Source organism: Pedobacter sp. UYP24, from assembly GCF_054057295.1.
The window spans coordinates 20,823-32,812 of the sequence record NZ_JBSRZD010000006.1 but is presented as its reverse complement, the minus strand read 5'-3'; the positions used below and the strand labels follow the sequence as shown (position 1 = coordinate 32,812).

Here is an 11,990-nt window from a genome sequence, read left to right as displayed (position 1 = left end):
TGCGCAAAAACCTGATATTATCGGTACTTTTACCTCCTCAAATATTATTAACAATGAATGTTGCAATTAATGGATTTGGCCGTATTGGCCGCATATTTTTACGCACTGCTATTGCAAGAAATATCAATGTGGTGGCCATTAATGATCTTGGTGATCCCGCTACTCTTGCTCACCTGTTCAAATATGATACCGTACATCGTGGTTTTAAAGGTGCGGTTAGTTTTGAAAATGATATTCTAATTGTCAATGGTAAGCACATTAAGGTTTCTGCCTATGCCAGTCCTGAACTGCTCCCCTGGAAAGAACTTGATATAGATTTGGTAATAGAAGCTACAGGGAAGTTTATTACCAAAGCCGCTGCCGAATTGCACCTTAAAGCAGGAGCAAAGCAAGTGATTATTTCGGCTCCTTCACCGGATAAGGATGTGCCAATTGTTGTTTTGGGCGTAAATGATGATCTGGTTGATTTGAAATCTCCTATTCTTTCTAATGCTTCTTGTACCACCAATAACGTGGCGCCAATGGTGAAAATCCTGGACGACAATTGGGGTATTCTGGAAGGTTATATCACTACGGTCCATTCCATGACGGGTGATCAAAATTTGCATGATGCACCGCACAAAGACCTCCGCAGGGCAAGGGCTGCTTCTGCTTCGATCATTCCTACTACTACTGGTGCAGCTAAGGCCATAACCCGCATTTTTCCTCATTTGGAAGATATGTTAGGCGGTGCAGGAATTCGGGTGCCGGTATTAAATGGTTCCCTTACTGATTTTACCTGCTTGCTTAAATCTCCTACCTCTATCGCTGCCATCAATGCTGCTTTTAAAAAGGCAGCAGACAATGAGATGAGTGATATTTTGGAATATACGGAGGAGCCAATAGTTTCCGTCGATATTTTAGATAATCCGCATTCTTGTATCTTTGACGCACTGCTAACTTCTATAGTGGGTGACATGGTAAAGGTTGTTGGTTGGTATGATAATGAATCAGGCTATTCTGCCCGTTTGGCTGATTTGGTTATAAAAATTGAAACTAACAATGGTTAAGTATATTACGGCTAATCAGGTACTGCCGCTAAGGAGCAAAGTGCTCAGAAATGGGCTGGATCCGCAACAATGCATTTTCCCCAATGATGAGGTGGAAAATGGTTTTCATTTAGGTTGTTATGTAGATGAACAGCTGATTTCGGTTGCCACATTTTTTCCTGAGGATGAGCCAAAGCAGGGAACCGAGGGAATTAGATTGAGGGGAATGGCAACTGATCCTGATTTTGCAGGAAAAGGCTATGGTGCAGAATTGATAAATTTTGCGGTAGAAACACTTACATCTGCTAATGCTTCTTATATTTGGTGCAACGCCCGCAAAGTTGCCATTGGGTTTTACCATAAGCTGGGCTTCGAAATTATATCTGATGAATTTGAAGTATCCGGTATTGGGCCACATTTTAACATGATCAAACGATTAAATCAATAACACATAAGGATCCAGAAATTTAAATTAAAAGATGAAAACAGTAGACCAGTATAATTTCAACGGTAAAAAAGCCCTGATTAGGGTAGACTTTAATGTACCCCTGGATAAGGAGTTTAAAATTACAGATGATAAGAGAATGCGTGCAGCATTGCCAACCATCAACAAAATTCTAAAAGATGGAGGGTCTGTAATTCTGATGTCTCACCTTGGCAGACCTAAAGGCGGACCGGAAGATAAGTATTCTTTGAAACACATTCTGGCAGATCTTTCTGCAATGTTAAATCTGGAGGTGAAGTTTGCTGCGGATTGTATTGGTGAAGTAGCAGAAGCTGCAGCTGCTCAACTTGCTGCAGGTGAGGTGCTTTTATTGGAAAATCTTCGTTTTTATAAGGAAGAGGAACAAGGTGATAAGGCCTTTGCTGAAAAGCTTGCAAAACTGGGAAATGTGTATGTAAATGACGCTTTTGGTACTGCACACCGTGCGCATGCCTCTACAGCTATTGTTGCTGAGTTTTTCCCTAATGATAAATATTTTGGCTATTTAATGGCTGAAGAGTTGAAAAATGCAGAGAAAGTAAATCATGGTGCCGAGAAGCCTTTTACTGCTATTATGGGTGGTGCAAAGGTTTCTGATAAAATCTTATTGATCGAAAGCTTATTGGATAAAGTAGATAACCTGATCATTGGTGGTGGTATGGCTTACACTTTCGCAAAAGCCCAAGGTGGTGAGATTGGTACTTCTTTATTGGAAGCGGATAGAATGGCGCTTTGTCTGGAGCTGCTTGATAAAACAAAGGCTAAGGGTGTTAATTTATTGCTTCCTTTGGATACTGTGATTGCTGATAAGTTTGACAATGACGCTGAAAAGAAATTTGTAGATACTGGTAAAATTCCGGCAGATTGGATGGGTCTTGATATTGGTCCGAAGTCAATCGAGCTTTTCTCTAAAGTGATTAAGGAATCTAAAACCTTGTTGTGGAATGGTCCGATGGGTGTGTTTGAAATGGCAAATTTTGAACAGGGAACACGTGCTATTGCTGATGCAGTAGTGGCCGCTACAGAGGACAATAATGCCTTCTCTTTAATAGGTGGTGGAGATTCTGCCGCTGCTATTGCTAAATTTAATTTAGAAGACAAGGTAAGCTATGTATCAACAGGTGGTGGTGCATTACTGGAATATATGGAAGGAAAGGAATTGCCTGGTGTTAAGGCAATTAACGACTAGTATAAAGAACTATTTTTAAGGGCAGGCGTTTCATTTATCTGAGACGCCTGTTTTTTTACCACGGTATTTTAGGGCCTGAAATGGCTGATATAGCGGAAAGTGGTAGGAATTAAATATGTGGAAAACTTTTTGTGGTAGGATGTGGTAAAAAGTGGTAGAGATATCTATTTTTACACTACATAAAAGCGCACATTAGAAAATGGTTCAGTTGTTAGGAGAGTTTGATTGTAAATTAGATGCGAAAGGCCGCCTTATGGTGCCCTCGAAGCTAATTAAGCAGCTTCCTAATGTGGATAAAGAGGGTTTGGTTATCAACCGCGGTTTTGAAAAACACCTGGTTATCTATCCAAAAAAAGTATGGGAAGATGTTGTGGAAGATCTCCACAAACTGAATCGGTACGAAGAAAAGAACAGAGAGTTTATTCGTTATTTTACCCGTGGTGCCACAGACTTGTCTATGGATGCTACAGGAAGGGTAAATTTACCCAACTCTTTGATGCAGTCTGTAGGTATTGAGCCAAACGCTGAGATTGTACTGGCTTGCCAGTTTGATAAGATAGAAGTTTGGTCTAAAAAAGCATACGAAGCTATTTTTGATAAAGCTCCAGCTGATTTCGCAATTCTTGCAGAAGAGGTAATGGGAAGTAAGAACAGGAGGGATGATGGAAAATAACTACCATGTGCCTGTTTTATTGGAGGAATGCATCACTGGATTAAACATTAAACCTGATGGTGTATATGTTGACGTTACTTTTGGCGGTGGTGGACATTCTCGTGAAATTTTGAAAAATCTCAATAAGGATGGAGTGCTCATCGCATTTGATCAGGATCCGGATGCTCAGCGTAATAAAATTGATGATCCCCGGTTTCATTTCGTAGATCAAAATTTTGCATTTCTAAAAAATAACCTACGTCTGTTGGGTTTTAGGACAGTAGATGGTATCATTGCTGATCTTGGCGTTTCTTCTCACCAGTTTAATGAACCGGAACGCGGGTTTTCGACCAGGTTTGAATCGTCGCTCGATATGCGGATGGACAAGCAACGAAAATTAACTGCTGCTGTGGTTTTAAATACTTATTCAGAGGAGCAGTTGCATCGCATTTTTGGCATATATGGTGAGGTGAAGAATGCCAGGTCCCTTGCAAAAGCAGTGGTTACTGGTAGGGTTGATAAGCCAATTGAAACACTTTCTGATTTTAAAAAGGCTGTTGCTGCACACATTCCGAAAGGGAAGGAAAATAAATATCTGGCTCAGGTTTTTCAGGCACTCAGGATTGAAGTAAACGGAGAAATTGAGGTATTGGAGGATTTTTTAACGCAAGTTGCTGACGTTTTAAATGTTGGCGGAAGATTAGTGGTCATGTCTTATCATTCTCTAGAAGATAGGCCCGTAAAAAGCTTTTTGGCTAAAGGTAAATTCAGGGGAGAAGTAGAAAAAGACTTTTTTGGCAATGAGCAAAAGCCTTTTAAAGTGATTACTCGTAAGGCGATGATTGCTGACGAGGAGGAGTTGCAGCGTAATAGCCGGTCAAGAAGTGCTAAACTTAGAATTGGAGAAAAGTTATGAATAACCGATTCAGAGAAGAGCTAGAGGAAGAATCTCAATTGGAAGATATTGAGGTTAAGGTGAAGAAAAGAGAGCCGGAAAAGGATAATTTTTTCACTAAATTTTTTAATGAGGACTTAGTAACTAAAGAAACTGCTACTGAAATGATGCCCTTTTTAATTTTTATTGCCGTGCTGTGTATGCTATACATCGCCAATAGCCACATGGCAGTAAAGAACATTAGGGATATTGATAAGCTAAGTAAAGAGGTTAAAGAATTGAGCTGGGAATATAAATCGCTAAAAGCAGACCTCATGTTTAAGAGTAAACTAACTGAAGTTGCTAGAAAAGTAGATACACTGGGTATTAAAGAGTTAACGGAACCTCCAAAGAAAATTGTAATCAGCAATAATGAATATTAGAGCTAACATATTATTAAGGGTTTACCTGTCTTTTGGTCTGATTGTACTGTTTGCCGTTGCAGTACTGATCAGGTTAGGCGATGTACAATTTGTAGAGGGACATAAGTGGCGTGCCATGGCCGATAGTCTCTCTACAAAGTACGTCAAGGTTGACGCTGCAAGGGGGAATATCTATTCAGTTGATGGAAGTCTTTTAGCCACTTCAATACCTGAATATGAGCTTCGCATGGATATGAGGGCAGGTGGTATTAAAGATAGTACGGTTTTCTACAGTAAGGTGGATTCTTTGGGTATGGCATTGTCCGATTTCTTTAAAGATAAAACAGCCAAAGAGTATTCCCGTTATTTGCGCGCCGCAAGGAGGGATGAAGAGCGGTATTTGTTAATCAAACGTAAGGTGGGGTATCAGGAACTTAAACAAATAAGAACTTTCCCATTATATAATATTGGTAAGTATACTGGGGGTTTAATCGCTATTCAGCAAAATAAAAGGATTAAGCCATTTAAGTTTCTTGCAGCAAGAACTATCGGTTACAAGAACGAGAATGTAAGTAATGGGGTTGGTTTGGAAGGTGCGTATGGTGAATACATCAATGGCGAATCTGGTAAAAGATTAATGCAAAGGATTGCCGGGGGTGTTTGGATGCCTATAAATGATGAAGCTGAGGTGGCTCCAAAAGAAGGTGCGGATATTATTTCAACTATCGATATTAATATGCAGGATCTTGCCCAGAATGCTTTGGAGAAACAACTTAAGGTAAGTGATGCTGATCATGGTACAGTTATTTTAATGGAGGTAAGTACTGGTGAAGTAAGGGCTGTTGCAAATTATACACGTGTTAGTGAAGGAGTGTATACAGAGCAATTTAATTATGCCATTGGTGGTAGTCAGGATCCTGGTTCTACCTTTAAACTTGCGTCATATATGGCGCTGTTGGAAGATAAGAAAGTCGATACCAATACGCTTGTTGCAACCGGCGATGGTTTTTACAAGATTCCCGGCCATATCATCAAAGATTCTCACGGAGGTATTGGTACTGTGACGGTCAAAAAAGCATTTGAAGAATCAGCCAATACGGCTGTTGCTAAGCTTGTGAATCAGCATTATCAGAACAACCCTTCTCAGTTTACTGATCATTTTTATAGAATTCATATGAATGAAAGGCTTGGCCTGCAGATTCCGGGTGAAACCCGACCTGTGATCAAGAATCCGAGTTTCAAAAGTTGGAATAAGAACATGACGCTGCCACAAATGGCCTATGGTTATGAAATGCTAATTACACCATTGCAAATGCTTGCTTTTTATAATGCCATCGCAAATAATGGTAAATACATCGCGCCAATTTTTGTGAAGGAGATCAGAAGGTTAGGGAACCCTATTGAGCAGTTTAAGGCAAGGGTAATTAGTGAGCAAGTTTGCTCTCCCGAAACTGTAAAAAAATTGCAGGCTATGCTGGAAGGCGTTGTTACTGAGGGTACTGGTAAGCAGATGGGATCTCAGCTATATCGAGTTGCTGGTAAAACCGGTACTGCGCAGGTGGCTGATGACAATAATGGCTATAAGGCAAAAAAGAGCTATCAGGCCTCCTTTTGTGGGTATTTTCCTGCCGATAAGCCAAAGTATGCCATAATGGTGGCTATTAACGGCCCTAAGCACGGATACTATGGGGCCGCAGTTGCTGGTCCGGTGTTTAAAGAAATAGCAGACCGGATATACGCCAGCGACGTGCAGATGTACAATAATATTCCTGATAAATTTGTAGGTAATACAGTTAATCCTGAAAGTAAGTCTGGTCCGAGTAAGCCGGTTAAAAAAGTCTACAATGCTTTTGGCATAAAAACCCTTTATGCTGCTAAGTCTAAAGATTTTAATAAAGTAGATACCAGTAATGGGATTGTATATGAAGAATTCAATGCTGTAAAGGGTTTAATGCCTGACATAAAAGGAATGGGTTTAAAAGATGCGCTTTACCTAACAGGTAACGCCGGTCTAAAAACAAGAGTTAAGGGAAGTGGAAAAGTTATTGCCCAATCAATTGCTGCAGGTAGCAAAATAGGTAAAGGTTTACTGTTACAAATTGAACTACAATAGGATGCAACTGCAGGAAATATTATATGGTGTATCCATTATAAACCTTGTTGGTGCAACTAACAGGGAAGTTAACTCATTGGAATTTGATTCACGAAATATTGTTTCAGGATCTATATTTTTTGCAATTAAAGGAACTTTATCTGACGGGCATACCTATATTGAGTCAACCATAGCAGCAGGTGCTATTGTAATTATTTGTGAGACCATTCCTGAGAAAAAGGATGCTGATGTTACCTATGTAGAAGTAGCTGATAGCAGTGTTGCGCTTGGTATAATGGCATCAAATTTTTACCACAACCCATCTAAACAGATTAAGCTGGTGGGAATTACTGGTACAAACGGAAAAACTACCATTGCTACTTTACTATTCAAGCTGTTCATGGAGCTAGGCTATAAAGTTGGTTTGATTTCAACAGTTCAAAATCAAATCAACGACGAAATAATTGTGGCTACTCATACTACACCCAATCCATTAGCATTAAATGATTTATTGTTTAAAATGATGGAGCAAGGTTGTGGCTATTGTTTTATGGAGGTGAGTTCTCATGCTATTGTGCAGCACCGTATAGCGGGTATATCCTTTACGGGGGGCGTGTTTTCAAACATTACACATGACCATCTTGATTTCCATCTCACTTTTGATAATTACATAAAAGCCAAACGTGGTTTTTTTAATATGTTGCCTAAATCTGCTTTTGCGTTAACCAACGCAGACGATAAGAACGGAATGGTGATGTTGCAAAATACAAAGGCACATAAAAAGACTTACGCCCTTAAACAACTCGCTGATTTCAAAGCTACCGTAGTTGAAAATAGCTTCAATGGTCTTCATCTGGATGTTGATGGAATTGAAGTTTTCTTTAAACTGGTTGGATCGTTTAATGCCTACAATTTATTGGCTGTTTATGGTACCGCAATGTTGCTCGATCAGGAACAACTTACTGTTTTAACTACCTTAAGTAGGTTGGAAGGAGCGGAAGGGCGTTTTGAGTATATGACTTCTAAAAGTGGTCTTATTGGTATTGTTGACTATGCGCATACACCAGATGCTGTGCAGAATGTATTGAGTACTATCCAGAACATTAGAAAAGGCACAGAGCAAGTAATTACAGTTATCGGTTGTGGTGGTGATAGAGATAGAACTAAGCGGCCAATTATGGCTCAGGTAGCATGTGATTGGAGTGATAAGGTAATATTGACTTCAGACAATCCAAGGACCGAAGATCCTGCCGTTATTGTGAAGGAAATGGAAGAGGGTGTATCGCCAACAAATAAAAGAAAGACGCTAAGTATTATAGACAGGAAAGAAGCAATAAAGACAGCATGCCACTTGGCTAAACCTGGCGACATTATTATTATAGCAGGAAAGGGGCACGAGAAATACCAGGAAGTAAATGGGGTTAGGCATCATTTCGATGATAAGGAGATTTTATTAGAACAATTTAACTTAATCAACTAATGCTATATTATTTATTCGAGTATCTGAATCATAATTATGAATTTCCGGGATTAAGGTTGTTTCAGTACATCACCTTCAGAACTTCTTTGGCAATTATTATCTCTTTAGTGATCACTACCGTTTTTGGTAGGCGAATTATTAACTACCTACATACGATGCAGGTGGGTGAGCCAGTTAGAAATCTCGGCTTAGAAGGGCAGATGCAGAAGCAGGGTACGCCTACAATGGGTGGCATCATGATATTGTTGGGGATTTTGGTGCCTACATTATTGCTGGCAAATCTCAGTAACATTTATGTGATCCTGATGATTGTAACCACGATTTGGATGGGTGTGATTGGCTTTGTAGATGATTACATCAAAGTATTTAAGAAAAATAAGGAAGGATTAGCGGGAAGGTTTAAGGTAGTTGGTCAGGTTGGTTTGGCGATCATTATTGGTTGGACTATGTATTCAAGTCCAACGATTGTCGTGAGGCAAACTGTAGACAGCAACTTAATGAAAGCTTCTTCTGACGCACCAATGGTACTTAGAAAGTTAGAACCTGAGGGTACTTATTACTACAGTCAGGATGTAAAGTCGACGATAACTAATGTTCCGTTCTACAAGAATAATGAATTTAACTATGCTAAGGTGCTAAAGTTTTTAGGGCCCGGCTATGAAAAATATGCGGTTTTTGTTTTCATGCTTTTTGTGATTATCATAGTTACTGCCGTATCAAATGGCGCAAATCTTACAGATGGTATAGATGGTTTGGCCACTGGAACCTCAGCCATTATAGGGATAACGCTTGGCTTGTTGGCATACGTTTCTGGTAATACGAGAATTGCTGAATACCTGAATATTATGTACATCCCCAATTCTGGTGAGTTGATGATTTTCTCCGGAGCTTTCGTAGGCGCTTGCGTGGGTTTTCTTTGGTATAACTCTTATCCTGCTCAGGTTTTTATGGGAGATACAGGCAGTTTAGCTATTGGTGGCATTATCGCTGTGTTTGCAATCATGATCAGAAAAGAACTATTGATCCCAATTCTGTGTGGAATATTTCTAATAGAAAGTTTGTCGGTCATCATTCAAGTGAGTTATTTTAAATATACCAAGAAACGGACTGGTGAAGGTAAGCGGGTGTTCTTAATGGCGCCATTACATCATCACTATCAGAAAAAAGGTTTCCATGAAGCGAAAATTGTTACCAGGTTCTGGATTATCGGAATACTCCTGGCGATCATTACTATTATCACTTTAAAATTACGGTAATGGAAAAAGGAAGGATTGTTGTTTTGGGGGCCGGTGAAAGTGGTGTGGGTGCAGCAATGTTGGCGCAAAAGCAGGGTTTTGATGTTTTTGTTTCAGATTTTGGAATAATTCCAGATCAATACCGGGAAAAACTACGGGAATTAAATATTGAATTTGAAGAACAGCAACATAGTGAAGACAAGATATTGTCTGCAACAGAGGTAATAAAAAGTCCGGGTATACCTGATACTGTTAAAATTATTAAAGAAATAAAACGCAAGCAAATTCCGGTAATATCTGAGATCGAGTTTGCAAAACGATATACTAATGCTAAAACCGTTTGCATAACAGGCTCTAACGGTAAGACGACTACCACCATGCTTACCTATCATATACTAAAGAATGGTGGCTTAAATGTTGGTCTTGCTGGAAACATCGGTAATAGCTTCGCTGCACTGGTAGCCACGGCTGATTTTGATTGGTATGTGCTGGAACTCTCCAGTTTTATGCTTGACGATATGCATGAATTTAAAGCAGATATCGCAGTTCTTCTAAATATCACACCAGACCATTTGGATAGGTACGATTATAAACTAGGCAATTATGCTGCTTCCAAAATGAGGATCACCAGAAATCAGCAACCTGATGATGTATTTATTTATTCCGCTGATGATGAAGAAACGATAAAGATTATGAAAAAATTAAGAATTAATGCGAAGGCATATTCTTTCTCTATTCATAAAAAAGTTGAATTCGGGGCATTCCTGGAAAACGATATCCTACATATTAATACAAATCTAAACGATCAATTAACCATGTCTATTACAGAGTTAGCCCTGCAGGGAAAACACAATATCTACAACTCTATGGCTTCGGGCATAGTGGCAAAGGTTTTAGATATTAGAAATGCTACCATACGCGAAAGTATGGGCGATTTCAAGAATATTGAGCACAGACTGGAACACGTGGCCAAGATATCTGGTGTTAATTATATTAATGACTCGAAGGCAACCAATGTGAATTCAACCTGGTATGCATTAGAAAGCGTTAATGCCGGGGTTATTCTAATTATGGGTGGCGTAGATAAAGGAAATGATTATGGGATGTTGAAGGACATGGTTCATAAAAAAGTGAAGGCAATTGTGTGTTTGGGTAAAGATAATAAGCGTATTCACGAAGCTTTTGAAGATGATGTGGAAATTATAGTAAATACATTTTCTGCAAATGAAGCTGTTCAGGTTGCTTATCATCTTGCCAAAAAAGGAGATACGGTATTGCTGTCGCCAGCTTGCGCAAGTTTCGACCTTTTTAAGAATTATGAAGACCGGGGTAACCAGTTTAAGTCTGCTGTTAAAGAGTTATAAATTATGATAGCATTAAATACGATTCTCGATAAAACAAAAGGTGACCGCTGGATTTGGCTGATCATTATCCTTTTGTCTATGATCTCTATACTCACTGTGTACAGTGCAACGGGAACAATTGCCTATAATAAGGGGGTAACTGTAGAAAAGTATTTATTATACAAACACGTGATTTTCGTGGTTATGGGTGTGGTAATGATTTATGTGGCTCATTTATTGGACTACAGGTACTATGCTGGTATTTCTAAAATTTTAATGCTGATCACTATACCTTTATTAATTTATACACTATTTACGGGACAGATCAATGGGGCAGCAAGGTGGGTTCAGGTGCCAGTTATCGGATTGACTTTTCAAACATCAGATCTTGCCAAATTATCTTTAATTACATTTTTAGCTAGAATGCTAACTAAGAAGCAAGAAAACATTAAGGATGTGAAAAATTCCTTCCTCCCAATTATGGGCTCTGTGGTAATTGTTTTTGGTTTAATCGCTAAAGCCAATTTGTCTACAGGATTAATGCTTTTTGGAGTGAGTATCCTTTTGCTTATTGTAGGGCGGGTGAGTATCAAACAAATATCTATTGTTTGTGTGGCTGGGTTTTTTATGATGTTGATCTTGTTTTTAACAACTGAACGTGCCGCTACCTGGAACTCCAGGATTGAAGCATTTGTGCACCCTGAGCGGCAAACTTCTGATAAGAATTTCCAGGCAAACCATTCAAAAATCGCATTAGCAACGGGAGGCGTATTTGGTAAGGGGCCGGGTAATAGTACAGAACGCAACTTTCTTCCCCACCCATACTCAGATTTTATTTTTGCAATTATTGTTGAAGAGTATGGCACCCTGGGTGCTATGGTTGTGGTGTTATTATATATAGTGTTGTTATATCGATGTGTAAGGATAGTCACAAAAGCTCCTAAGGCATTCGGCGCCCTGTTGGCGGCAGGACTCAGTTTTAGCCTAACTATACAGGCTTTTGCAAATATGGCTGTCGCGGTTGGATTGGGTCCGGTAACTGGTGTCCCTCTGCCTTTAGTAAGCATGGGCGGTACATCGTTAATATTTACAAGTATTGCATTTGGAATTATTTTGAGTGTAAGCAAGGATGTTGAAGAGTACGGAAGTAAAAAAATAATTGTAGGAGAGATACCTGCCATGGCATAAAAT

The 11,990-nt window shown here is 39.4% G+C and carries 11 protein-coding genes; all 11 read left to right on the top strand.

Annotated features, from left to right (window positions below):
* Nucleotides 1-53: 53 nt before the first annotated feature.
* The 11 genes from gap (at nucleotide 54) to ACVWYN_RS11990 (ending at nucleotide 11,987) form a co-directional block, all read left to right on the top strand.
* Nucleotides 54-1,049: a type I glyceraldehyde-3-phosphate dehydrogenase gene (gene gap, locus ACVWYN_RS12040; RefSeq protein ID WP_457289114.1), complete on the top strand. Its 996-nt coding sequence runs from the start codon at nucleotides 54-56 to the stop codon at nucleotides 1,047-1,049.
* Nucleotides 1,042-1,476, top strand: a complete 435-nt coding sequence (locus ACVWYN_RS12035; protein ID WP_457289113.1) for a GNAT family N-acetyltransferase — start codon at nucleotides 1,042-1,044, stop codon at nucleotides 1,474-1,476. Before gap ends, ACVWYN_RS12035 begins: the two co-directional genes overlap by 8 nt.
* Before the next feature lie 31 nt (nucleotides 1,477-1,507).
* The gene (locus tag ACVWYN_RS12030) at nucleotides 1,508-2,701 is read left to right on the top strand and encodes a phosphoglycerate kinase (RefSeq protein WP_457289112.1); all 1,194 of its coding nucleotides are present in this window, start codon (nucleotides 1,508-1,510) and stop codon (nucleotides 2,699-2,701) included.
* A gap of 199 nt (nucleotides 2,702-2,900) precedes the next feature.
* Nucleotides 2,901-3,374, top strand: a complete 474-nt coding sequence (mraZ, locus tag ACVWYN_RS12025) for a division/cell wall cluster transcriptional repressor MraZ (RefSeq protein WP_457289111.1) — start codon at nucleotides 2,901-2,903, stop codon at nucleotides 3,372-3,374.
* Nucleotides 3,364-4,269 (top strand): 16S rRNA (cytosine(1402)-N(4))-methyltransferase RsmH, encoded by a 906-nt coding sequence (gene rsmH / locus ACVWYN_RS12020; protein ID WP_457289265.1) that lies wholly within the window; start codon nucleotides 3,364-3,366, stop codon nucleotides 4,267-4,269. The genes mraZ and rsmH overlap by 11 nt, the downstream gene beginning before the upstream one ends.
* The gene (locus ACVWYN_RS12015) at nucleotides 4,266-4,670 is read left to right on the top strand and encodes an FtsL-like putative cell division protein (protein WP_457289110.1); all 405 of its coding nucleotides are present in this window, start codon (nucleotides 4,266-4,268) and stop codon (nucleotides 4,668-4,670) included. Before rsmH ends, ACVWYN_RS12015 begins: the two co-directional genes overlap by 4 nt.
* On the top strand, nucleotides 4,660-6,762 hold the full coding sequence (locus tag ACVWYN_RS12010) for a penicillin-binding protein (RefSeq protein WP_457289109.1): 2,103 nt from the start codon (nucleotides 4,660-4,662) through the stop codon (nucleotides 6,760-6,762). The genes ACVWYN_RS12015 and ACVWYN_RS12010 overlap by 11 nt, the downstream gene beginning before the upstream one ends.
* Before the next feature lies 1 nt (nucleotide 6,763).
* The gene (locus ACVWYN_RS12005) at nucleotides 6,764-8,221 is read left to right on the top strand and encodes a UDP-N-acetylmuramoyl-L-alanyl-D-glutamate--2,6-diaminopimelate ligase (RefSeq protein WP_457289108.1); all 1,458 of its coding nucleotides are present in this window, start codon (nucleotides 6,764-6,766) and stop codon (nucleotides 8,219-8,221) included.
* A complete protein-coding gene (gene mraY / locus ACVWYN_RS12000) occupies nucleotides 8,221-9,477 on the top strand; it encodes a phospho-N-acetylmuramoyl-pentapeptide-transferase (RefSeq protein WP_457289107.1) in 1,257 nt (418 codons plus the stop codon). Before ACVWYN_RS12005 ends, mraY begins: the two co-directional genes overlap by 1 nt.
* A complete protein-coding gene (murD, locus tag ACVWYN_RS11995; RefSeq protein WP_457289106.1) occupies nucleotides 9,477-10,820 on the top strand; it encodes a UDP-N-acetylmuramoyl-L-alanine--D-glutamate ligase in 1,344 nt (447 codons plus the stop codon). The genes mraY and murD overlap by 1 nt, the downstream gene beginning before the upstream one ends.
* Nucleotides 10,821-10,823: 3 nt before the next feature.
* Nucleotides 10,824-11,987: an FtsW/RodA/SpoVE family cell cycle protein gene (locus ACVWYN_RS11990; RefSeq protein WP_457289105.1), complete on the top strand. Its 1,164-nt coding sequence runs from the start codon at nucleotides 10,824-10,826 to the stop codon at nucleotides 11,985-11,987.
* The last annotated feature ends 3 nt before the right edge of the window (nucleotides 11,988-11,990 follow it).

Bases quoted from the DNA above. Each gene is read 5' to 3' on its own strand.
- gap (WP_457289114.1), top strand. From the start codon at position 54: ATGAATGTTGCAATTAATGGATTTGGCCGTATTGGCCGCATATTTTTA.
- ACVWYN_RS12035 (WP_457289113.1), top strand. From the start codon at position 1,042: ATGGTTAAGTATATTACGGCTAATCAGGTACTGCCGCTAAGGAGCAAA.
- ACVWYN_RS12030 (WP_457289112.1), top strand. From the start codon at position 1,508: ATGAAAACAGTAGACCAGTATAATTTCAACGGTAAAAAAGCCCTGATT.
- mraZ (WP_457289111.1), top strand. From the start codon at position 2,901: ATGGTTCAGTTGTTAGGAGAGTTTGATTGTAAATTAGATGCGAAAGGC.
- rsmH (WP_457289265.1), top strand. From the start codon at position 3,364: ATGGAAAATAACTACCATGTGCCTGTTTTATTGGAGGAATGCATCACT.
- ACVWYN_RS12015 (WP_457289110.1), top strand. From the start codon at position 4,266: ATGAATAACCGATTCAGAGAAGAGCTAGAGGAAGAATCTCAATTGGAA.
- ACVWYN_RS12010 (WP_457289109.1), top strand. From the start codon at position 4,660: ATGAATATTAGAGCTAACATATTATTAAGGGTTTACCTGTCTTTTGGT.
- ACVWYN_RS12005 (WP_457289108.1), top strand. From the start codon at position 6,764: ATGCAACTGCAGGAAATATTATATGGTGTATCCATTATAAACCTTGTT.
- mraY (WP_457289107.1), top strand. From the start codon at position 8,221: ATGCTATATTATTTATTCGAGTATCTGAATCATAATTATGAATTTCCG.
- murD (WP_457289106.1), top strand. From the start codon at position 9,477: ATGGAAAAAGGAAGGATTGTTGTTTTGGGGGCCGGTGAAAGTGGTGTG.
- ACVWYN_RS11990 (WP_457289105.1), top strand. From the start codon at position 10,824: ATGATAGCATTAAATACGATTCTCGATAAAACAAAAGGTGACCGCTGG.